This window comes from Streptomyces sp. NPDC041068 (genome assembly GCF_040647455.1).
In the GTDB taxonomy this organism is placed as follows: domain Bacteria; phylum Actinomycetota; class Actinomycetes; order Streptomycetales; family Streptomycetaceae; genus Streptomyces.
In genome coordinates this window covers 382,889-405,315 of record NZ_JBEZCG010000008.1, presented here as the reverse complement: position 1 = coordinate 405,315, position 22,427 = coordinate 382,889, and the positions used below count along the sequence as shown (strand labels likewise).

Below are 22,427 nucleotides of genomic sequence, written 5' to 3'. Positions count from 1 at the left end.
GTGCCTCCAGGAAGGAATGAAGGGCGCAAAGACGGAAGTACATGACGGCGGTCACCGTTACTGTGCGCAAAGCTGGTCCAGACCAATCGAGTTGTCAAGGTCTGGGGAGCGGTGAACCTGTCGCACCGCACCGGGCGGCTGGCGGCTGGCGGCTGGCGGCTGGCGGCTGGCGGCTGGCGGCTGGCGGCTGGCGGCTGGCGGAACACGACAGCGGACGTCTCTCGATGTCCATCAGCCCGCTGGGCACGCACGAGCAGGAACAATCACGCCTGCCGAGGCCCGCAAGTCCGGCAACAGTTGCCTGCCAGGCGTGGGGTGTTGCGGGGAGCGGGAATGAGGACCCCGGGAACGCCCCTCACGCCACGTGCCCGAGCCCGGGGCCTCAGGGGCCCGAGGGAGTGCACGTCCGTCCCCGCCTGCCCCACGGGGTGTCCCGGTTACCTTTCGGATGACCCCGGGTCGTGGTGTCACCGGACCGGGAGGCGCCGGTAGTTCGCCGATAGGGGCAGGGGCGCCGGAACTTCTGGCAACGCTCTTCGTAACGTGGTTGCCGGATGCCGGCACCGCGCCCTGGCCGGATCCGGCAGCTCCGTCCACGGCGAGAACCCGTCCCGGCGCGGCAACAAGCAGCTGAAGAGCGCGTTCTTCCTGGCGGCGTTCGCGGCCCTGCCCAACCCCGCCTCCCGTACCTATTGCCAGCGGAAACGCGACGAGGGGAAAGGGCACAACCAGGCCCTGACATGTCTCGCCCGCCGCCGCGTCGACGTGCTCTTCACGCATGCGTCCCCAGACGGCAGGGGCACCTCAGCCGACTCCAGCAGGGCGGCGCCCACTCCCCTGCCCACTACCCAAGACTGCCGCGACTCGTGTCACTGCGACGAACGATCGGTGCCGCACCCGTGCTGGCGGCCGGCCGACGCGAACAGTGCCGGTAAGTGGGGGTACTTGCACCCAGACGTCATGGACGGGGGCCGCCCCGGCCCCCGTCGACCGTCAGTGCCGGGGAAGAACAGCTCAGGAGGCGGACGGTTTGACCTCCCCCGCGAAGACGATGATCTGGTCGATGAGGCTTCGCCGCAGATGGACGATGTCCGTTCCCGCCAGACGGGGGCCTCCATCCGGCGTGGTGAAGACCCACTGGTACCTGGCCCACTCGCCCGGCATGTCCACCGCTGAGCAGCGCACCATCGTGCCAGTCCCCGCCGGATGTCGCCGGATGTCCAGCACGAACCGCTCGACCGCTTCGATCCCCTCACTGCGGCCCAATGGTCCCCAGAGGACCACGTCCGAGGTCAGGGCTTGGGAGAGCAGCACCGTCACGTAGCTGTCGTCCGAGGCGTTGAACGCGGAGATGAATGTGTCGATCGCCGACTGCGCGGTCTCTTCCTGCATGCACCAGTCATATCAGTCGCTTCGCGGAACGCGTTCGTTCCACTGTCCGTCTCCCCTCGGGTGAACCACCCGGTTTCAGCGACGATGGAGGTCACCCCGCGCGATCCCAGCCAGCCGATCGCCCCGCGCTCGGCCCGGCCGAAGCCGGTGCGGGCTAGCACGAGATGACCGTCCAAGTCGTCGCCGATCTCGACACGCACGACCTCCGGGGCCGCTGCGTCGGCGCGCCACTCGCCCTCGATGCGCGCCAGCAGTTCCCGGGACCGATCCAACGGGAGCGCGTCGTCGACGAACGGCATAGCGGTCCGCCCGGTCGGCGGCGGAGGCCGCGGGGCCCCAGGGGGTGGGCCCTCGCTCACCGGCCCCCGGGATGGTCAGATCAGGTCGAGGAAACTCCACCGGGCGTCCGGCTGGGCGCCGCTCAGCCACTTGCCGCAGTTCTGGAGCACGACCGGGCTCGACGTGATGTGCTGCGCGCCCGTCCCGAGGTCGCGCAGGAAGCGGTCGACCGGGCCTCGGCGGATCGCCGCCGAGCCGGCCCAGCGGTGCACGGTGCGGCCCACCTCGCACACGGTCGAGGTCGTGTGGTTCAGGACGAGACGGATCAGAGTGTCCTGCTCCGTGCTCGGCAACTCACCCTGGTCCAGGGTCTGTTCGACGTCCCGCCAGACGTCGTCCGCCCACGCCCGGACCGCCCGAAGCCCGGCCTCCGCGGTCGCGTACTCGGCGTGGAACTGGGAGGTGTCGACCGCGGCGCCCCGCGAACCGGTCCGCGCCGCGGCGACCCGCTTCAGCTCGTCCAGGAGCCGCCGGCCGACACCGAGGGCCCAGCCCGTGTGCCCGATCGCCGACATGTTGACCAGGCCGAGGCGGTATACGGCGCCGCCGTTGACCGGGGTGTCCGTGGTCGCGACGTAGGTGTACTCGTGCGGTACGTACACATCGGTGCAGTGGTAGTCGATGCTGTGTGTCGCGCGCAGCCCGAGCACGTCCCAGTTGCCGTCCAGGGTCACCTGCGACTTCGGCATCGCGAGGACCCGAAGCTCACCGGTGCCCTCGACCTGGATCGCGCTGTGGATGTGGGTGGCGTGCGCCATCCCTGAGGCGAACTGCCACTGGCCGCTGACCCGGTAGCCGCCCTCCACGGGGACGGCCAGGCCGGGGCGTGTGCCGTGCCCGGAGAGCAGCGCGTACTTCCCGTTCGGCACGTCGGGGAACAGTTCGGCCGCCGCGTCCCCGGCGAGGTACGCCGCTGTGGTCCCGGTCATCATCTGCAGCGCGAACATGGTCCACCCGGCAGCGGCGTCGTGGTAACTCACACGCTCCGCCGTCTCGATCAGCTGCCGCGGCGCGAACTCGTATCCCCCGAGGCTCAGCGGAAGCTCGGCCCGTACGATCCCCGTGTCCAGCAGCACCCGCGCCGTTTCCTCCGGCAGCCTCCCCAACTCCTCGGCGGCATCGGCCCGTTCATCGAGCATCCCGCCGAGCGCGTCGATCCGCTCCAGCACCCCCGCCAGTTCCTCACTGGCATGCAGCCGACCCTTGTCCCCCATGAATTTCCTCTCCTTCTGGCCTGTTTCCCGATCGTCTCACGCACCCACCCGGCGGCCCGGTCCGGAGGCTCCAACCAGCCGCAACGGTCCGACTGTTGGAGTCGGCGGCGTCTGCCCGATCACGAAGTGTGAGGCAGGCTTCGAGAGCAGCCCGCTGCTGCGGAGGAAGGTGCTCTCCCAGAGGCACTTTGCGGGGACTGTGATCGCCCTCGCAGATCCAGCTCTGTTCGTCCGGGTCGAACCACCAGTCCTGGGCGCCCCACATGGGGTGCCCTTGGAGCAGGCGTCTGGCCAATGGCTCGCTCGCCTCGGGAGCACCCTGAGCAACGAGCGCCTGGGCAACTGCGGCCACCGCGTCCTCCGAGGCCGCCGCGTCCCCGAGCACAGGCAGGAGGAGAAGAAGTCGGCGATGGGGATCGGTGACACCGGTGGCATCTTGCGGGGCCTCCAGCAGTGCGGCGAGCTCGGGCCAGCACAGCCCTGGGCCGATACGGTCCTCATCGTCGCTGGCCAGGACAAGGTCCTGGCTCCAGCCGGGATGCGTGAGGAAGTGATCCGTGGTCGTGAACTCTTCACCGCTGTTGTAGTGCACGACGATCGCCGAGCCGTCGGTCAAAGGCACCGTGAACACCGGCCACGCCGACGGATCGTGAAGCTTGTCCAGCATGGCATCGGCGTCACCCGCGTCCGCGCCGAAGGCCTCCGGGGCGAAACCTTCGTACAGGCCCGCCAAGTGCGCGGGGCCAGAAATCCGGCTCGTCCAGGAGCGGATGCCCGTCCACGACGGGCGAGGAGGAGTACCAGTGCCGTGCCATCACCATGCCCGGATTCTCTCTCCCCTGCTCGGTCAGAACGTTCGGAGGGCCTGGCAAGCTCACAGCCCTACCCTGAGTCCTCGGGCTCACCGCTCCTACGCATGACCGGCGTGGGCCCGCGCTGAAACGGTGAACAAGTCGAGAACTGCCGCGCACGGGGCAGGCCAGGCGTCGCCGACACGCGCCGGCTGCCGGCTGAAGGGCCTGGATCCCGGCCGGATACGGCGGTTGGTCACCGGGGCCGACCGCGAGCGTCACGCCTAGTGGGTGGTGTGGGTGGGGTACACCTGGACGTCGGTGTAGGCGCCCTTGATGTCACCCGCGCCCGAGGGCCACTCCAGGGTCACGCTGTGGGTCTCGTTGGGGGGCGTCACCTCGATGTTGGTCGGGCTCGTGAGGCTCTCGCCGCTGGTGTCGATGGTGTAGGCGAGGTTGAAGACGGCGGCGCCACCGTAGGGTCACCAGCCGGGCCGAGCTCGACCACCCGGAACTCGTCCTCCGAGCTGCACTTGCTCGCCACCGCTGCAGACGACCGATACCGGGCGGCTTTCTGCCTGTATCCGGTGTGCGACAGTCCTCGTCACCCAGGGTCGCGTGGAGGCTCAGAGATAGAGGACGGACCGCCCTCGGGGTACTTCCGCGCAAGTGCGTGGCATCACCACGCTGACAACGTTCACACAGAACGGATCCGAGAAGACGTACGCGATGCTGCTGGTGCAGTTGCCGACCACGGCGGGATTTCCAGGAATTGAACCGGTATTGCAGCCGGTGGGGTTGTCGATGATGCGACCGTTGATGCTCAGGGTTCCGGTCGCGGGGTAGAGGCCGGTTGCGCCAGACCGAGCGTGAGCAGAACGCTCGCGCCGAGTACGCCGAGTACGCCGAGTACGGTGGCAAGACGCCGCATGACAATCTCCAGTGACACGGGCGCGCCGGCACACGGGCGCACCCCGAACTCTGGCCCACCCCCCAACTCGGTGGGCGGGCCACGTGAACAACCCGAACTTGCAGTGTGATCCGTCCCGGCCACCACTGGATCTGGGCACTTCGGGACGCTGGAACGCCGCAATGGGCGTTGCTCTGGGGAAACGTGGTCTGCCTGGAACGCCGAAATGGGACGCTTCGGCGCGCACAGGCCCCGCGCTCACAAGTACGCAAACGGGCTCAAGGGCCGTTCGAACGTACGCGAGGGCCGTTCGTCCGAGTCGCGCCATCGAGATCATCACGCCGGAAGACAAAGCCTTCCCCCGTGGCAGATGCCCTCAGCGAGGAGTGTCGATGAACCCACGAAGGTGGGCTGCCGCACGCCCCTGAATCGAGATCGAGAAAAAGTCCAAAGAAGCGTGAATCAAAGGCCCTTCAGAACACGATCAAGTGCCGCCCGGCCTACAGGTCCCCAGTTCGGCTTGCCGCCGGGAAGGCCCCGGTCTCCGTTCTGTCCCATGAGCATCAGGAAGAGGCTCTTCATAGCGGCCAGCCCGCGGGCGCGCCGGATCGCCGACTCGTCTGCATGCGCGTACGCGTCGAAGAACCGTGAGGCCGTGCCCGCGGGCAGCAGCACCCATGCGGCGGCGAGGTCCCACGCCGGGTCGCCGGCGAACAGCTCGCCGAAGTCGACGACGCCCGAGAGCGTTCCGTACGAGACGACGACGTTCGCGGGATGGAGATCGCCGTGCACCCACACCGGCGGGCCCTCCCACGCGTGGGACGCAACCGCTTCGGCCCAGACGGCCCGGACCTCGGCAGCGATGTCGTCGGGGGCAACGGCCTGGAAGAAGTACTCGAAGCCGTCCGTACAGTTCCTGGGATGGGCACCGCGGTCCGTGGCGATCGGCGCCTCGGCGGGCGCCTCCACATGGAGCGCCCGGAGGAAACCCGCCAGCGTGTCGGCCGCGTGTGCGCCCCGGCTGATCGAGCCGTGGTCCAGCGGCTCGCCGGGAACCCACGTCATCACGGTCCAGTGCTTGGGGAAGCGCTCGGAGGGTTCGCCGAACCGCACCGGCATCGGCACCGGGAGCGGCAGGCGCGGGGCCAGCACGGGCAGCCACCGCCGCTCCTTGAGCTGGAGCTCCGGGGTGGGGTCCATACGCTGCATGCGCACGGCCAACTCGTCCCCGAGACGCCACATTTGGTTGCCCCAGCCGCCCGCCACTTCGCGGATGGCCAGCCCTGCCAGGTCTGGATGCTGCTCCTGCAGCAGGTCATGGACGAGGTCTGCGGTGATCTCGATCTCGGTGTCGGTCATGCGAAGTCACAGTACTGAGGCGGCAGGCGGAGCGGCTCTCGCCCTCCGCAACGTCTCGCTGTGATACCTCTGCCATCACCAATTCGGTTACAGAGAGCTGCAGATCAGAGGCTTGGGGACAGACCGTCCCCGACGTTCGTCCCTGAAAGGGCGGAGCCGGTCCAGGGCCGTGCATGTCCGTGCGGTCCTTGTGAGCGCGCACCGGGGTGCCGTCAGACAGCGTCGTTAGCCGCAGGGCGCAGGGCCAGCAGTTGCCCCATGGCGGCGAGCACGGAGGGCTCGACGCGGTAGTAGACCCAGGTGCCGCGCCGCTCGGAGGTGAGCAGCCCGGCTTCCTTGAGCTTCTTGAGGTGGTGGGAGATGGTCGGCTGGGAGACCCCGACGTCGGAGATGTCGCAGACACAGGCTTCCCCGCCCTCGTGGGAGGCGACGAGCGAGAACAGGCGCAGGCGGACCGGGTCGCCGAGCGCCTTGAACATCCGGGCCGCGGTCTCGGCCTCCTCCGCGGAGAAGGGCCGCTCGGTCAGCGGCGGGCAGCACGGTGCGGCGCCCTGATCGACCGGTTCGAGCAGCGGCAGCGCCTTCGCATTCGACATACGTCTATGTTGACACACGTCGAAACAGCGGGTGAGGTCAGGCCCTGCCGACCCCGACCCCGCGGCCACCAAGCGGGTGGGCAACACGGGTCCCACCCCGCCCCACGCCGCGCAACGAGTTCTACGACAGGCTGCGCTGCCGCTCGAGGCCGTCCGGTCGGCCTGCCTTCACGCCCTCGATCGCCGTGAACAGCGCACGCCGGTCGGGGCGCCGCAGCGCTGCGGTAGCGGCCGTCGGCGATGACCAGTTGGGTGGGGCGTCGTACGCACAGCAATGAGGATGTACGGGCCCTCGCGGGCTTCCCGGCAGGGCCCGGACCAGTGGCGCCGGCACTGACGACGACCCACCCCACCGGTCGACGCCCGCGCCACACTGTCGTGACGCCTTCCGCGAAAGGGTCACAACGGTTCGGGTGCGCCCTCCTGAACAGGATCCCCGGATTCCGGGCGGCTTGGACCACTGGCCGGGGCAGCACTACGCAGCGCCGCTTCGACCCGGCGGTTGCTGGTCATGGTCGACGTGACGGCGGTCATGGCGAGGAGGAGACCGGCGGCGGTGTAGAGCGGGGTGCGTACGTCGTAGGCGGTGGCCAGCCAGCCACCGAGGAAGGCGCCGAACGGGGCGGCGCACATGGCGAGCATGCGGGAGGTGGAGGCGACTCGACCCATCAGGTGGGCGGGGACGATCGCCTGCCGGAGGGAGGGGCCGAGCACCATGGTGGCGCCCATGCCCGCTCCGCAGACGGCGAGCGCGAGGCCCGCGACATACGGGTTCGGGGCGGCGGCGAGCCCCAGGATGGCGAGTCCTTCGGCTGCGGCCGTGCAGGTGAGCGCGGTTCCGGTGCCGAGCCGTCGGCCGAGGAAGGAGGCGATGCCCGCACCGAGCAGACCGCCGGTGGCCTCCGCCGTGAGGAGCAGGCCGAAGCCGAAGGTGTCGATGCCGAGGCGGTCGTGCGCGAAGAGGGCGAGTACGGTCTCCACGGCGAGGAAGGCGATGTTCCCGACCGCTGGACGCAGCGCGAGCCCGAGCAGCAACTGATCCCGGAATACGTACGAGGCTCCGGCCCGCGCCTGGCGCAGCAGCGACTCACGGGCCTGCGGTGCGGGCCGGGGTGCGGCGGGCAGCGACCGTACGAGCAGTGCGGAGAGCGCGAACGACACCGCGTCGGCAAACAGCGGAACCGCCCGGCCGAGCGCGAGCAGGGCACTGCCCGCAGGCGGGCCCGCGAAGCCGGACATGGCGGTCTGGGCGCCGCGCAGGCGGGAGTTGGCGCGCTCCAGGAGTGCGGGGTCGCGGCCGAGCAGATCCGGCAGATAGGCGGTGGCGGCGGTGTCGAAGAAGAGTGCGCCGAGGCCGAGCAGGAAGGCGACGGCCGCGAGCAGTGGAATGCTCAGCACATCGAGCGCGGCCGCTGCCGCCGGTATCGCGAGCAGCACCGCGCGCGCCGCGTCGGCGACCCACATCGTGCGTTGACGGTCCCAGCGGTCCACCAGTGCGCCGCCGAGCACCCCGAAGAACAGCCACGGCAGCGTGCCGGCGGCCGTGACGACAGCGAGTGCCATCGGATCGCGCGTCAACGTCAACGCGAGCAGCGGCAGCGCGGCATGCGACACCCCGTCACCGAGCGAGGACACCGTCTGCGCGGTCCACAGCCGTCCGAACCCGGGCGGCAACTTCCTTCTGTCTGAGGTCACTTGGCGTCACCTTCAGCCTGTTCGCGCGGTGCCGGGTGGAACAGGGCGAAGACGAGCGACGCGTCCGGCAGCGACGGATCGGACAGCTCCCTGTACTCGTCCGCCAGCGCCTGCAGCCGTGCCCCCAGCTCCGCGAACTGCTCCTCGGTGAGCCGCAGATGCGCCATCCGTACGTGCCGCTCGCTCGCCGCCGGCGCTGCCTCCAGGTCCGCCACGGCATGCCGCATCAGCACATCCGGCCCTCCATCGCCCGGATCCGGCAGCACGATCGACCGGGCGGACATCGCGTAGTACCGCTCGGTGACCCCCCGCACCTTCCGCGTCCGCACCACCTTCACCAGGCCGGCCCGCTCCAGCAGCCTCACGTGATAGCTGGAGCTCCCCTTCGCGAGGCCCACCCGTTCGGCGATCTGCGTGATCGTCGCCGGTTCGAAGCGGAGCACGGCCATGATCCGGTGACGGGTGAGATTGGAGACGGCGCGTAGCTGCTCGTCAGTGGTGACGTGAAACGTCTCGGGAAGATCATCAGCAGGCATGCGCTCAATGGTCAACGATTCTTGACCATTGAGCAAGGGGATTCCGCACAGTTCTCCGACGCCGGCTGTGACGGTGACTGCGACGGTGCACTTGCGTTGGCACCGCTCGCCGACTCAAGTGCACGCGGTGAGGCCTCTGCCGCGACAGGAGTCTGCGTAGTCGCGGGCAGTGGCGCCCGGGCCGCTCATGGCGTGAGCGGCGAAGGGAACGATGACTGGCGTGGTGCGGGGACGAGTCGAGTAGGCCGCCATCTGCCGTCGCCCGCGCAGCTGTTGGAGAAGACCGGTGCCCGGCAGCAGGACAGGCAGGACCGACAGGGCGGCGCCAGTTGAGCAGCCGCTCGTGCACGCGATGGCCGGCCCGGACCGTCCGCCACCGATCACGGCGATGTCGGCGTACCGCATAACCCAACCCACTGTTTCGACGAATGTCTATGTTGACGCTTATCGAAGCAGGTGCGATGCTGACCGCACAACCCATCGACATCCATCGAAACAAACAAGGGGTCGCCGTGACCGCGCCTGCCACCGCCGAACTGCCCGTCGTCGTGATCGGGGCCGGGCCCATCGGGCTGGCCGCCGCCGCCCACCTCGTCGCGCAGGGCATCGAGCCGCTCGTCCTGGAAGCAGGCCCCCACGTCGGCGCGGCCGTGCGCGAGTGGTCGCACGTGCGGCTCTTCTCCACCTGGGGCGAGGTCGTCGACCCCTCCGCCGAGAAGCTCCTCGCCCCCACCGGCTGGACCCGCCCCGACCCGGCCACCTACCCCTCCGGCGGCGACTGGGCGAATGACTACCTGCGGCCGCTCGCCGACGCCCTGGGCGAAAGGGTCCGCACGAACACCACCGTCACCGGCGTCTCCCGCTCCGGGCGCGACCGCATCGTCGACGCCGACCGCGAGGCCCAGCCCTTCGTCATCCACCTGCGCACCGGCGACGGCCGCGAGGAACGGCTGTTCGCCCGTGCCGTCATCGACGCTTCCGGCACCTGGGCCACCCCCTCCCCGGCGGGCGCCAGCGGCCTGCCCGCCCTCGGCGAGCAGAGCGCCGCCGACCGGATCACCTACCGCGTCCCCGACCTCAACGACCCTGCCGTACGCGCCCGTTTCGCGGGCAAGCGCACCGCCGTCATCGGCTCCGGCGCCTCCGCCTTCACCGCCCTCGCCTACCTGGCCGACCTCGCCAAGGCCGACGACGGCACCGACACCAAGGGCCTGTGGGTCCTGAGGCGCGGCATCTCCGGCTCCACCTTCGGCGGCGGCGAGGCCGACCAGCTGCCCGCCCGCGGCGCACTCGGCCTCGCGGCCAAGGCGGCGGTCGACGACGGGCACGCCGAGGCGGTGACCGGCTTCCGCACCGAGGCCATCGAGCGCGACGCCGCGGGCCGGCTCGTCCTGGTCGCCGAGGACGGCCGCCGCCTGGATGCCGTCGATGAGGTCATCGTGCTCACCGGCTTCCGCCCCGACCTGTCCTTTCTCTCCGAGCTCCGCCTGGGCCTCGACGAGCGCCTTGAGTCCCCCATCGAGCTGGCCCCGCTGATCGACCCCAACCAGCACTCCTGCGACACCGTCTACCCGCACGGCCACCGCGAACTGTCCCACCCCGAACAGGGCGTCTTCCTGGTCGGCATGAAGTCCTACGGTCGCGCCCCCACCTTCCTCGCCATGACCGGATACGAACAGGTCCGCTCCGTCGTCGCCGCCCTCGCCGGGGACACCGACTCCGCCGACCGCATCGAACTCACCCTTCCCGAGACCGGCGTGTGCGGCGGCGCCGGCCTCTTCGACACCCCCGACACCGACGAGGCGGACACCGGCGGCTGCTGCGCCCCGCCCCCGCCTCGGCCCCGGCCCCGGCCCCGGCCCTGATCCAGCTCGGCACTCCCGCCACCGGTCAGGCACCTACGTCCGGCGGCTGCTGACCCACCCCAAGCGCCATCGACCGCCCCAGGAGGAACGCCATGTCCCGCGTGCAACTCGCCCTGCGCGTCGCCGACCTCGACGCATCAATCGCCTTCTACAGCCGGCTGTTCAACGCCGAGCCGGCCAAACTCCGCGACGGATACGCCAACTTCGCCATCACCGAACCCCCGCTCAAGCTCGTCCTCATCCAGGGCGAACCCGGGCAGGACACGCGCATGGACCACCTCGGCGTCGAAGTCGCCTCCTCCGAAGACGTCCACGCGGCCACCACCCGCCTGGCAGGCCAAGGCCTGGACACCCAGGTGGAGACGGACACCACCTGCTGCTACGCCCTCCAGGACAAGGTCTGGGTCCACGGCCCCGGAAAGGAACCCTGGGAGGTATACGTCGTCAAGGCCGACGCGGCCGCGCCGACACGTCACCCAGAGGTCAAGTAGCGGTCAGGGAGGGGCCCCACGACGGACCATCGCGCTCAGGTGGCCAGGGCGGCGCGGCACTTCGGGGCTCCACCCGGGGAGTCTCCAACCGGCCCCGGTTCAGGGATGGTTCGCGAAGATCAAACACATCGTCAAGTGGGCCCAGATGGCGCCTTGCGCCGGGCCCAGGAGCTAGCTGGATGGACACCATAGTGACTCAGGCGTTGGGACCAGCCTGGGTATCCAGGCAACGCATGCTGGACGGTCCATCGGAAAATGTGTCGCATAGTGCTGAGGGCGTCGGGATACTGCCTCGGTGACCTTCACCGCACTCCCTCGACTGCTTCGCCCCCGTGCCCTGAGGCCCGGAGATCTCGTCGTTGTCGCATCGCTGTCCGGACCGCTCCACGCCGTGTACGAGCCCGACCTCGAGCAGGCGGTAGTCGTACTCGAGCAGATGGGATTCCGCGTGCGCCGGGCACCCCTGCTCGAAGCAGGGCGGCAACATTGGTGGAGCGCGGCCCGGCCGGCGGAGATCGCCGAGGAGTTCAATGGGCTGCTGCGTGATCCTGAGGTGCGCGCGATCATCGCGCACGACGGCGGCGCGACGGTGCTCGGTTACCTCGACCTGATCGACGTCGACGCGATCGCTGCCGATCCCAAGCCGATCCTCGGCTACAGCGACATCTCACTGCTGCATCTGGTGCTTTACGCGCGCACGGGTCTGGTCGGGTTCCATGCCGACCTGGCCACGCCCGGTCTCGGCGGGCACTGGCACGCCGCGCCCCCAGCACGTAGAGCAGACCTTGAGAAGCTCTACGCGACGCTGCTGACCGGTACGGAGCCGATCGGTGCTCTGCCCGCCAGCCCGTCGTGGGAGTGCTGGCGTGCCGGCCGCACCGAAGGCCGGCTGATCGGCGGGGTAATGAATCGCATCGTGCTGGCGCAGGCGACGCGTTTCGCGCTGCCGCTCGAACGGTTCGACGGCGCGGTGCTGTTCTGGGACGAGATGGGCGGCCATGCGTCGCATGTGTGGAGCTACCTCCAGGTACTGCGGCACAGTGGCGTCCTCGATCGGATCTCCGGCATGGTCGTGGGCGTCCCGCGCGAGATCGACGGACTCGGATCGCCCGAGGGGTCTCCGACCCTGCCCGAGATCGTCCTCGACGTCCTCGGCGACCGTGACATCCCGGTCCTGGGCAACGTCGAGTTCGGCCACGCCGGCCCGAATCTGCCGATGCCGGTCGGTATCCGCGTCGCCCTCGACGCGCGACAGCGGACCTTGTCACTGCTCGAACCGGCAGTACGCCCGCTCCCGGTGACGCGACCGGGCAGCTGAGCAACGCGGATCAGTGAGCCGGTCCACGATCGGCGCGCAGAGCCTCGGATCGGTACAGATCTTGGACCTGAACCCATGCTCCGGCTCTCTTCACGCGACGCTCTGCTGCCGGCCCCACCGTTCAAGGTCGTCGACGAGCGGAGCAAGGCGGTCGGCTGGTGCTGAGGCAGTGCCTCCTCGGCCGAGGGACGTACGCCAGGTTGCCCGGGGCGGGCGACGGCTGCGCGTATTGACGGTTGCGGCGGCGGGAGAAGCGTGAGGCCCGGAGCCGGGTGAGGCAGGGACGTCCTGGCTTCCGTCCGCCGACGCGGAATGGGTGAGGGCAATGGCCGGAAACCTCGATGTCACGGAGCGTGCGGTACTGGGTCCGGATGTCGCGCAGGGGAGCACGGTGCGCTCATGGCCCGGGGGCGGGTCCACGCCGCACCGGTACGGGCGGGTCAACATCGTGGCCGTTCCCGAGGGGCCCGACGTCGATCTGGGAGGACCGGAGCCCGGCGGGACGGACGGTCCGACCGCGGCCGAGGCGCTGGGTCTGGCGGCGCTGCGGCTGCGGGAGTCGGACGCGTACCGCGTGGCTCGCGTACCGCGTGGCTAAGGAGAAGCGGCCACGAGCGGGCGAGACCTGGGACATGCCGGGCTGCACCACAGTGGGGGCGAGCGTGGTCGGATCAGGGCGCAGTCTCGGCCTGTGCCGGAAGCCGTGAGCCGACGTTCCTGCCTTTGGCCAGGAGCCAGATCATCAGGATGAGTTCGCCCACGCCGGTGAACACGGCCGCCTCGGTCGAGTACCCGGAGGAGAGGAACGCCCCCAGGCTGTCCACGAGATAGCCGAGCCCCGCGAGGACCAGCAGGACGCCAAGCACCCGGGGTACGTAGCCCGACCGGAAGGCGAGGTACCCCAGCAACAGCAGGTGGACGCCGAAGAAGATGAGCCCGGCGTCCCAGATGTCGTGGAAGGCATCGATGCGCATGAGTGCTTCGGCGTCCAGTTGGTCCGCGCGGTACGCCCCCAGGGACTCGGCGTCCTTGGCCGGGGGCAACGCCCCGACGAGTTGAGCGACGGCGACGAGGAGCACAGCCGCGTAGGCGAGCCTGAACCAGGCCGCGAGCGTCGCGATTCCTTTGTGCGCCGGTTGGAAGAAGACCCTCAGCGCCCAGGCCACCACCACGTCCAGGACAGCGACCAGGAACAGGGCGACGACGCCGAAGCGGAACAGTGCCTCGGAACCGCGGATGTCCCGGGCGGTGCGTGCCGCGTCGTCCTCGGTGACCAGGTTCTCCAGCACGCCGAAGTTGGCGAAGACCGCCAACAAGGCCATGGCCAGGATTCCCGTTCCCGCGACCAGAGCGGCATCGCGTACCGTCAGCGAGGCCCCGCCGGGCGGGGTCATCCGCGGGCCCCCTTGGGCATCGGCCGCTCATCACGATCGCCCATGCCGGGCTCCGGCGCGATGAGGCGGAATCCCTTGAAGATCAGCATCAGCGGAAGCACTGCTTCGAACAAGCCACCGGGAACGTAGAACGCCGTCCCGGCACCGGAGTTGATGTCCACGAGCCCCAGCAGGTCACTCGCCACTCCCGCCAGCAGAACGGCGTAGCCCACGAGTCCGAGTACCGAAAGCCACCGTGCGACCAGCCCGGAACGCAGCAGGAGGTAGGACAGGACCAGACCACCGGCGCCGGAGAACGCATAGACCAGCAGATCGTAATCCGTCAACTCGTTCTTGCTCACGAGGAAATAGCACCCGACCGCAATGATGACAGCGCATTCCGCGCACCTGAGAGCCAGATACCCGGCCGAGAGGCGCATCCCGTGCGGCTTCAGCACGGGGAACAGCGCGATGCCGATCCCGGCGACCGCAAGACCCGTGTAACTCTCCAGCAGTACGCCCGCGCGGAGCCCTCCCTCTCCGGAGTCCGTGCCGGAGAAGTAGTCCTCCAGGAGCGAGCTGCCGACGGAGAAGGTGAGCGTCGACGAGAGGAACAGCAACCCCACCAGCACAGCGGTCTTCCTGTACGGCATGCTTTCGCCCCTTCCGCCCCCAGCCCACCCGGGGGCCTGGAACATGAGCCTTGCCGCGCCCAGGCCACGGGTCGGCCGCCGACAGGCCATCGAGCGACGACCTGCTACCCGAGGAGAGTGCTTCTGGGCCCCAACTATCCTCCCTTTGCGGGCATACGCGCCGCCCGCGCGCGAGGAATCACCCCGGGCCCCGCAGACGGCACGCGGGCGGGGCCGTCCGATGCACGACTCCCGGCCACCCCACCCCGTGGGCGCGTCCAAGAAGGGGATCCGCCGACTCGCCCGCGCCCCGCAGCCGGATACCGCCGCCGGAGCGGCCACCGTCCGAGAGCTTCGAGAGAACCCCTGGAACGCCGCACGCGTCCTGTGCCACACCCGCCTTCGGCTGCCCGCTGTGGGTCCTTGCAACGGCTGACGCAAGGAACTCCGCTCCGCGACCCCGCGGTAGGTGTGCTGGAACGCGGAAGCCACCACCGCTCTCAGATTGCCGTCTGACCTCGTTGTGTTCCCGCTTCGGGCTCATGAAAGCTGGGGCGGAGGAGGCGGGCGATGACAACACGGGCGATGGCTGCGGCGCACAGCTCCGGCAGGCTTTCGAGCAAGGACGGTGCCGGCCGACGATCGCCGGTCCGGACGCGGTTCACGGGCGTGCTGCTGATCCTGCTGTCCCTGATACCGGCGGCAGCCTGCTGCTTGGTCTTCTCCTGGTGGCTGCCCTCCGACAGCGAGCGCTACCAGGACTACCGCGCGGCCGAGCCGTGCTCCTCCCCTGCCATGAAGCAGGGCCAGACGGACTGCCTGAGCACCTGGCACCTCACCGTGGAGAAGACGGTGAACAAGACCGCGGGGAAGAGTTCCTCCTACGAGGCGACCCTGACGTATCGGGACTCCTGGCGGAAAACCGTGCCCTTCGGGGACGGGGGGCCGCTCCTGGAGCGGCTCGCACCCGGCGACCGGGTCACGGCCACCGCCTGGCGTGGCGACATCGTGGTGCTCAGCAAGGACGGCGTACGGCAGAACACCTCGGAGGCGCCGCGTGACGAGCTCCAGATGAACGCTGCCATCGGCGTGCTCGCCGCACTCGTCGCGGCTCAGACCCTCGTGTTCGGTGCGGTGCGTCTTGCCCGGCCCCGTGACCACGAGCCCTTCACCTGGAATCCGTTCGGCAAGCGGCTGCTCATCACCATCACCGCGGTCTGCTTCGGCGTGGGCCTGCCGTCGGTGTGGATCGGCATCCCGTGGTGGACCGTGCCCGCCGTCGCCGTCCCCGTGGTGATGTGCGCGGCGGGGATGATGCACCACCGTCTGCGCCGCAGAGCCGCAGGCGGAATCCAACGCCCACCGGGGCCCCTTGCGCCGGGAAACTCCAGTTCATCCACCGAGGCAGTTCCCTCGTGATGCGTGCGGGTCACCGGCCCTGGCGCGACGCATGGTCGGGGTGCCCTTCGAGTCGGATCCCCTGTGGTGACGAGCTCCTGTGTATTACGGCGTACGAGGACTCGGCGCGGGGCGACCGCTTCCGCCGTGCCAGGCAGCTCCACAGTGCGCCAGAGATACGGACCAGAGGCGGCCGCAGCCGAGGGCGCCTTGTACGAGGCGCTGTCCATGCTGGAGGCCCAGAGCTGCCGGGGTGCCCGTGACGTGCGCGCAGGGGCCGGGAAGGCGACAGCCGGCGCGTTGCGAATGACCAACGCCTCTGCAAAAAGCGGAGGTTGACGCCCTACGGCGCAACCACCTTCCGTAGCGTTCGCAGGCACAGGGTGAGCGCTTCGTGCCAGTTGCCGCCGTCGCGGCTGCGTTGCCAGGCCACGTACAGCAGGGACCACAGGACCTGGACGATCCAGTCGGCGTCCTGTCCGGTGTCGAAGGCACCCTCGGCATGGCCGCGCTCGATGAGGCGGATCAGGGCGCGGTCGGCATCGGTGTCCTCCTCCCAGCCCTCCCAATTCCACGTGGCTGCCAGGGACTCGTCGAAGACGAGCGTCAGGGACTCGCCGAGCCCGAAGAGTTCCTGGCACAGGCGCTCCAGTGCGGCGAGCGCCGGGCCGTCCTCCACACGGGCCCGCTCAGTGGCGGCGGCGACCTTGTCGAGAACATCCACGCCCAGGGCTCGCAGCAGGTCGGAGCGCTCCGGGAAGTAGCGGTGCACCGTCGTCCGGCCGACCTCCGCCGCGGCGGCCACGTCCGCGAGCGATGCCGCGGAGTTCTTGGCCAGCACGATGGCGGCGGCGTCGAGGATGGCGCGCCGGGTGCGGGCGCGTGCCCCGCTCTCGCGCTTGCTGCCCTGGCTTACGGCGATGTCCATGGTCCATACCGTAGCGCGGTTCCGTAATGAAACACATTTGACCGTGATGGAACATCGATGTTCCACTGAGGAGCATGAATGCTCCGAAGAATCTTCGCGTTCTCTGGTCCTTCGCCCGGCCCCACCGGCGGGCGCTCGGCGGCGGGCTGCTGCTGGCACTGGCCGCGTCCGCACTGGGCCTGGCCACACCGATGGTGACCAAATCAGTCCTGGACGCGCTGGGCGCGGGCACCTCGCTGCGCGGACCGGTGCTCGCGCTGCTGGGGCTGCTGGTCATAGGCGCGGTGTTGTACTGCGTGCAGTGGATCCTGCTCGGCACGCTCGGCGAGCAAGTGGTGCTGGACGCGCGGGAGTCGATGGTGCGGCGGATGTTCAGCGCCACCTTGCCCTCCGTCAGCAAACGGCCGCCGGGCGAGTTGGTCTCGCGGGCCGTCTCGGACACGGTGCTGCTCCGCGAGGCGGCATCGTCCAGTGTGATCGGGCTGATCAACGGCGTGGTGATGCTCATCGGCACGCTGGTGCTGATGGGCGTACTCGACCTGGTGCTGCTCGGCACCACTCTCGCGGCGGTACTGGTGGTGATCGTCCTGTTCGCCACGCTGATGCCGAAGATCGCGAAGGCACAGGAGCGGGCGCAGGAACACGTGGGGCGGGTGGGCGGCACGCTGGAGGGCACGCTGCGCGCGATCCGTACGGTCAAGGCCAGCGGCGCCGAGGAACGCCAGACCGAGCGGATCATGGAAGACGCGCGCGCGTCCGCCCAGTACGGCATCCGGTCGGTGCGGCTGGAGGCCACGGTGTGGAGCATCGCCTGGTCCGGGATCCAGCTCGCGGTGATCCTCATCCTCGGCGTCGGAGCGTGGCGTGTCAGCGAGGGGGAGCTGGCGGTGTCCAGCCTGATCGCCTTCCTGCTCTACGCCTTCGGGCTGATGGAGCCGATCACGGAGCTGTCGCAGAACCTCACCGCGCTGCAGGCCGGTATCGCGGCGGCCGAACGGATCCAGGCGGTGGCCGGGCTGCCGCTGGAGGAGGACGCGCCACCGGCGGCGCCGGGGCCCCAGAAGCGTACGGACGGGCCCGTGCTGCACATGCGCGGAGTCACGGCGGCGTACGGGCCGGGCCAGGAGCCTGCGGTGCGCGATGTCGACCTGACCGTCCCGCGGCGCGGCCACCTCGCGGTCGTCGGGCCGTCCGGGGCCGGCAAGACCACGGTGTTCTCGCTGCTCCTGCGGTTCTTGGAGCCGCAGGAGGGAGAGCTGCGACTGGACGGCGCCCCGTACGCGGAGCACGGCCATGCGGCGGTACGCGCCCGGCTGGCCTACGTGGAGCAGGACACGCCCGTCGTACCCGGCACCATCCGCGACAATCTGCTCTTCTCCCGACCCGACGCCGGAGAGGACGCGCTGCGCCGGGTGCTCGCCGACGTACACCTGGCCGACAAGGTGTCCTCGCTGCCCGACGGGCTGGACACGGAGCTGTCGACGGCGGCGGTGTCGGGCGGCGAACGGCAACGGATCGCGCTCGCACGGGCACTGCTCCGAGAGCCGGACGTGCTGCTGCTGGACGAGGCGACCGCCCAGCTCGACGCGCTCACCGAAGCGGCCGTGCACGACTGCATCCGGCAACGGGCCCGCGACGGCGCGGTGGTGACCATCGCACACCGGCTCTCCACCGTGGTCGACGCCGATTCGATCCTGGTGATGGAGGCCGGACGCATCCGGGCGCAAGGCACCCACGAGGAACTGCTGGCGGGCGACGAGCTCTACCGCGACCTGGTGGAGGCGTTGCGGATGGCGCAGGAGGTGCCGGCGGGGTGAGCCGCCATTCGGCGCTCGTTCCACGACCATGACACGCTTCCCGCCCGCTTCACCGACGCGATCCGCGTCGCGTTGACCGTCCGCGTGGCCCGCCGTCCCATGAGACCAGCCCTCGGCCCCACTTGCCGAACCCGGACGGAGTCCGCTCGCGCATCGCACCTGACGCACACGCTCACCGAGGGTGATCCGGCACTATCCTCGTAATGGTCAACTACTCTTTGCGGAATGGTTGTTGGTCGCACATGGAGCCACATGTCGAGCTACGTATCCGGCCGCGCGTCGGCCTGCTGTCCGGGGGAGCGCGTGTGGACGTCGTAGAAGTTCAGATATCCGTGCCCGATGGCGGGCCTGCCCTCGCCGCGCTGCGCGGCTTCCTGCGCGACCACCCGCGGAGCAGGCGCCTGGCCATCAACTCCCGGAGCCGGCGTGATGACGGCAGCATGGGCACGTTGGAGGTGCTGAACGTCGTCCTGACGCAGTCGGCCGCCTACGGGGCGCTCGCGGTGGCCCTGCATGATTCATTGCGCAACCGACGTCGGACGAGCGGCCCCACTCCCCCGACGCTCACCCTCACCCGAGGTGACATCACGCTGCAGGTGTCGGGCGAGCACTCGGCCGAGGAGATTCGGCGACTCCTCGAGTTGCTTCCCGAATCCCCCGCGGTCACGGACGACCCGGATGCGGAACCGGGTGCGGACGCGGAGCCCGCGCTGTGACCCTCCCGGTGCCGGACCAGTCCCGTGCGGTGCTGATCGGCGCTCACACCTACGACCACTTGCCAGGGCTGGCCGGGGTGCGGGGCAACGTGGAGGGGCTGCGGGACTTCCTGATCGGCGACGACGGGTGGAGGCTGGCCCCGGAGCACTGCCTGGACCGGCTGCAGACGACCGACTCCCGAGGCCTACTCGATGAACTGGCGGCCGCCGCACAGGAGGCGACGGACACGCTGCTCATCTATTACGCGGGCCACGGTGACTCCTCCCCCGGCGACCCCGAGCTGCGCCTCGCACTTCCCGATGTGGACGTGGACCGCCCGCATCGCTGGCTGCGTTACTCGGACGTACGTCAGATCGTGACGCATTCCAACGCTGCCCGCCGCGTGCTCGTCCTGGACTGTTGCTTTGCCGGTCGAGCCGTCGACGGCGGTATGTCCGCGACCGTCGGCCGCCCTGCTGGTGAGAGGTTCTTCGAACTGGCGGACATGGAGGGCGCAGTCGTCCTGACCGCCGCCTCCGGCCAGGAAGAGGCGGTGTGCCCACCGGGGGCGACGTACAGCGCCTTCACCGGGGAGCTGCTGCGGCTGCTGACGGAGGGCGTGACGGGGCCGGTGCCGCAGCACCCGGAGGGCCGCCGCGGTGAGGAGCTGCAGCTGCTGGACATCTCCACGGTGTACGCCTGCCTGCGTGACAACCTCACGGGGCGCGAGGTGGCCGGACTCGTGCTGCCCGAGCCGCAGTTGGGGACCCGTAACCACGGCGGGGTCATCGTGCTCGGCCGTAACCCTGCCTATGACGGCGCGGTCGCGCCACCGGTCGAGCCGCTGTGTGGACCGTCGACGCTCGGCCCGGTGGACGCGGTGTTTGTGGGACGCCAGGGCGCGCTGGCCACGATCGAGGCCGCTGCCGAAGAGGTCCTGCAACCCGGTGGCGGCCCGGCCGTGTTGCTGGTCCACGGCATGGGCGGGGTGGGCAAGTCGGCGCTGCTGGGGCAGGCGGCGGTGCGGGTGAAGGACCGCTTCCCCGACGGGCGCTTCGAAATCGACCTCAACGGGTTCGAGGAGGCGGCGGCGGACGGCAGCCCCGGCGCCGTGGCGGCGGCACCGGCCACGCCCGAGGCGCTGTTGGAGAGGCTGCTGAGCTGGGTGGGCCATCCCCGTATCCCGACGGGCCTGCAGGAGCGCCGACGCGAGTGGCTGGCCTGGCTCGCGGGCCGCCGGGTCCTTCTGGTACTCGACAACGCGCCCGACGCCGATCTCGTCGCCCCTCTCTTCCCGGGCCCGGAAGCCCACTGCCTGTGCCTGATCTCCAGCCGCAATCAGGACTTTCCCGTCGCCCAGCACCGCAGGATCCCGCTGGGGGAGCTCGATGAGGAGTCGGCGGTCCGGCTGTTGCGGGAGATGGGCGACCTTCGTCCGCACCCGGCCGATGACGCCCACCTGACCGCGCTGGCACGCCAATGCCGCCTTCTCCCCCTGACCCTGCGGCCGGCCGGCGCAAAGTTGCGGCACGCCGATCCTGCGGACGTGCTGTCCGCCATGACCGATGGCGATGACGCGGGTGGCGGGCCCTTCGCCGAACTCCCCACGGCGGACGAGGCGATCCGCCGCGCCTTCCGCACCTCCTACGCAGTCCTGCCCGAGCATCTGCGCACCGTGGTGCGGCACTGCGCCTGGCATCCGGGCCGCACCTATCCCAAGGACTCCATCGCGGCGATGGCGGGCCTCTCGCCGGGGGCGGCGGCGCTGCGTCTCGGCGACCTTGTGGACGTGCACCTGCTGCAGCGTGGCCCGGAAGGGCAGGCGGCGTTTCACGACCTGTTCCTGATCCAGGCCAGGCAGGCCACCGCCGTGGACGCCGTCGTGGATCGGACGGCAGCCCGTGAACGGCTGTACGACCACCTGCTGACGCACCTCAGCGCGGCACTGCTCCCCCTCGCCGGGCAGACGTCCCGGCGTTTGGCGTCGGCGGCGGGCGCCTCCTTCAGCGGACCGCCGGAGGCACTGGCGTGGCTGCATGCGCACTCCGACGAGCTGGAAGCCGCCTCGGCGGGGGCCATGACCGACCGCTGGGACAGAGCGAACCGACTGGCCATGGAGTGCGCCCGCTGGCTGCGCTACGACGGCCGTCACGACACAGCCATCGGGCTGTGCCAGCAGGCTCTGGAGCTGGCCAAGGACACCGACGACCCCCGCGGCCGGACCAACGCCCTCACCGGCCTCGCCCACACGCACCGCCTCAGGGACGAGCACGACACCGCCGCAACGCTCTACGAACAGGCACTGGACCTGGCGAAGGCCACCGGCAATCTCCGCGGCCAGACATACGCCCTCACCGGCCTCGCCGCCACCTACCGCCTCCGGGGCGAGTACGAGACGGCGGCCGAGTTGTACCCGCAGGCAGTGGAATTGGCCGCAGACACCGGAGACCTCCGCGGCCAGACGTACGCCCTCACCGGCCTCGCCGACACCCACCGCCTCCGGAACGAGCACGACACAGCTGTCGGTCTCTACGGACAGGCTCTGGACCTGGCCGCAGACATCGGCGACCCCCGCGGCCAGACGTACGCCCTCACCGGCCTCGCCCACACCCACCGCCTCAGGGACGAGCACGACACCGCCGCCACGCTCTACGAACAAGCACTGCACCTGGCCAAAGACACCGGTGACCCCCGCGGCCAGACCAACGCCCTCACCGGCCTCGCCCACACCCACCGCCTCCGGAACGAGCACGACACCGCCGCCACGCTCTACGAACAAGCACTGCACCTGGCCAAAGACACCGGAGACGGCCTCGGCCAGGCCAACGCCCTCACCGGCCTGGCCGACACCCACCGCGCCCAGGGCGAGTACGACGCAGCTCGCCGTCGCTTCCGTCAGGCACTCGGCAACTACGAGTCCATCGGCGCCCAGGAGTGGGCCACGTACTGCCGTGATCAGCTGCACGACCTCAGGGGCCATCCCGACTGACCCCTGACCCCTGACTCCTGGGCCCTGACTCCTGCCCCCTGGCCTCAGGGGCCATTCCGCGCGCTCAGGATCAACCGTATCCCGCAGT

18 protein-coding genes and 2 pseudogenes are annotated in these 22,427 nt (G+C 70.0%); 10 read left to right on the top strand and 10 right to left on the bottom strand.

All coding sequences use genetic code 11. The features are described from left to right. Positions 1-579: 579 nt before the first annotated feature. A pseudogene (locus AB0B50_RS21250) lies at positions 580-774 on the top strand (transposase); the annotation flags it as partial. A 240-nt stretch (positions 775-1,014) separates the two neighbouring features. Here AB0B50_RS21250 and AB0B50_RS21245 read toward each other — a convergent pair. The 3 genes from AB0B50_RS21245 to AB0B50_RS21235 all read right to left on the bottom strand — a co-directional run bounded on the left by AB0B50_RS21245 (position 1,015) and on the right by AB0B50_RS21235 (position 3,678). Continuing rightward, complete coding sequence (locus AB0B50_RS21245) at positions 1,015-1,392, bottom strand: nuclear transport factor 2 family protein (RefSeq protein ID WP_362333832.1); 378 nt, start codon at positions 1,390-1,392, stop codon at positions 1,015-1,017. Between the two features lie 374 nt (positions 1,393-1,766). Then, positions 1,767-2,945 carry an acyl-CoA dehydrogenase gene (locus AB0B50_RS21240; protein ID WP_362333830.1) on the bottom strand — a complete coding sequence of 393 codons (1,179 nt, stop codon included), beginning with the start codon at positions 2,943-2,945 and terminating at the stop codon, positions 1,767-1,769. Next, positions 2,914-3,678, bottom strand: a complete 765-nt coding sequence (locus tag AB0B50_RS21235) for a hypothetical protein (protein ID WP_362333827.1) — start codon at positions 3,676-3,678, stop codon at positions 2,914-2,916. Before AB0B50_RS21235 ends, AB0B50_RS21240 begins: the two co-directional genes overlap by 32 nt. Positions 3,679-4,405: 727 nt before the next feature. On the opposite strand from AB0B50_RS21235, the gene AB0B50_RS21230 reads away from it, so the two are divergent. Beyond that, entirely contained in the window at positions 4,406-4,582 is a 177-nt protein-coding gene (locus AB0B50_RS21230; RefSeq protein ID WP_362333824.1) for a hypothetical protein, read from the top strand. Between the two features lie 526 nt (positions 4,583-5,108). Here AB0B50_RS21230 and AB0B50_RS21225 read toward each other — a convergent pair. From AB0B50_RS21225 to AB0B50_RS21210, 4 genes are all read right to left on the bottom strand, one after another. Further along, positions 5,109-6,005, bottom strand: a complete 897-nt coding sequence (locus AB0B50_RS21225; protein WP_362333821.1) for an aminoglycoside phosphotransferase family protein — start codon at positions 6,003-6,005, stop codon at positions 5,109-5,111. Between the two features lie 212 nt (positions 6,006-6,217). Further along, positions 6,218-6,601 carry a metalloregulator ArsR/SmtB family transcription factor gene (locus AB0B50_RS21220; protein WP_362333818.1) on the bottom strand — a complete coding sequence of 128 codons (384 nt, stop codon included), beginning with the start codon at positions 6,599-6,601 and terminating at the stop codon, positions 6,218-6,220. Between the two features lie 399 nt (positions 6,602-7,000). Next, a complete protein-coding gene (locus AB0B50_RS21215) occupies positions 7,001-8,296 on the bottom strand; it encodes an MFS transporter (protein WP_362333815.1) in 1,296 nt (431 codons plus the stop codon). Further along, entirely contained in the window at positions 8,293-8,832 is a 540-nt protein-coding gene (locus AB0B50_RS21210) for a winged helix-turn-helix domain-containing protein (RefSeq protein ID WP_362333812.1), read from the bottom strand. Before AB0B50_RS21210 ends, AB0B50_RS21215 begins: the two co-directional genes overlap by 4 nt. Positions 8,833-9,344: 512 nt before the next feature. Between AB0B50_RS21210 and AB0B50_RS21205 the strand changes: the two are divergent. The 4 genes and pseudogenes from AB0B50_RS21205 to AB0B50_RS21190 all read left to right on the top strand — a co-directional run bounded on the left by AB0B50_RS21205 (position 9,345) and on the right by AB0B50_RS21190 (position 13,104). Next, a pseudogene (locus AB0B50_RS21205) lies at positions 9,345-10,750 on the top strand (NAD(P)-binding domain-containing protein). 39 nt (positions 10,751-10,789) lie between these two features. Continuing rightward, positions 10,790-11,188, top strand: coding sequence for an ArsI/CadI family heavy metal resistance metalloenzyme (locus tag AB0B50_RS21200; RefSeq protein WP_362333809.1), 399 nt, complete (start codon positions 10,790-10,792; stop codon positions 11,186-11,188). A 295-nt stretch (positions 11,189-11,483) separates the two neighbouring features. Beyond that, positions 11,484-12,506, top strand: coding sequence for an LD-carboxypeptidase (locus AB0B50_RS21195; RefSeq protein ID WP_362333806.1), 1,023 nt, complete (start codon positions 11,484-11,486; stop codon positions 12,504-12,506). Positions 12,507-12,897: 391 nt separating this feature from the next. Then, on the top strand, positions 12,898-13,104 hold the full coding sequence (locus AB0B50_RS21190; protein WP_362333803.1) for a hypothetical protein: 207 nt from the start codon (positions 12,898-12,900) through the stop codon (positions 13,102-13,104). A gap of 73 nt (positions 13,105-13,177) precedes the next feature. Here AB0B50_RS21190 and AB0B50_RS21185 read toward each other — a convergent pair whose 3' ends face one another. Both AB0B50_RS21185 and AB0B50_RS21180 read right to left on the bottom strand, forming a co-directional pair. Beyond that, a complete protein-coding gene (locus tag AB0B50_RS21185) occupies positions 13,178-13,900 on the bottom strand; it encodes a DUF4386 domain-containing protein (protein WP_362333800.1) in 723 nt (240 codons plus the stop codon). Further along, positions 13,897-14,532, bottom strand: a complete 636-nt coding sequence (locus AB0B50_RS21180; RefSeq protein ID WP_362333797.1) for a DUF4386 domain-containing protein — start codon at positions 14,530-14,532, stop codon at positions 13,897-13,899. The genes AB0B50_RS21185 and AB0B50_RS21180 overlap by 4 nt, the downstream gene beginning before the upstream one ends. A 549-nt stretch (positions 14,533-15,081) precedes the next feature. Here AB0B50_RS21180 and AB0B50_RS21175 point away from each other — a divergent pair. Beyond that, positions 15,082-15,930 (top strand): hypothetical protein, encoded by an 849-nt coding sequence (locus AB0B50_RS21175; protein ID WP_362333794.1) that lies wholly within the window; start codon positions 15,082-15,084, stop codon positions 15,928-15,930. Positions 15,931-16,252: 322 nt separating this feature from the next. Here AB0B50_RS21175 and AB0B50_RS21170 read toward each other — a convergent pair whose 3' ends face one another. Further along, entirely contained in the window at positions 16,253-16,837 is a 585-nt protein-coding gene (locus AB0B50_RS21170; RefSeq protein WP_362333791.1) for a TetR/AcrR family transcriptional regulator, read from the bottom strand. 74 nt (positions 16,838-16,911) lie between these two features. On the opposite strand from AB0B50_RS21170, the gene AB0B50_RS21165 reads away from it, so the two are divergent. From AB0B50_RS21165 to AB0B50_RS21155, 3 genes are all read left to right on the top strand, one after another. Beyond that, positions 16,912-18,654, top strand: a complete 1,743-nt coding sequence (locus tag AB0B50_RS21165) for an ABC transporter ATP-binding protein (protein ID WP_362333788.1) — start codon at positions 16,912-16,914, stop codon at positions 18,652-18,654. Between the two features lie 305 nt (positions 18,655-18,959). Continuing rightward, the gene (locus AB0B50_RS21160; RefSeq protein WP_362333786.1) at positions 18,960-19,370 is read left to right on the top strand and encodes a hypothetical protein; all 411 of its coding nucleotides are present in this window, start codon (positions 18,960-18,962) and stop codon (positions 19,368-19,370) included. After that, a complete protein-coding gene (locus AB0B50_RS21155; RefSeq protein WP_362333783.1) occupies positions 19,367-22,339 on the top strand; it encodes a tetratricopeptide repeat protein in 2,973 nt (990 codons plus the stop codon). Before AB0B50_RS21160 ends, AB0B50_RS21155 begins: the two co-directional genes overlap by 4 nt. Positions 22,340-22,427: the final 88 nt, after the last annotated feature.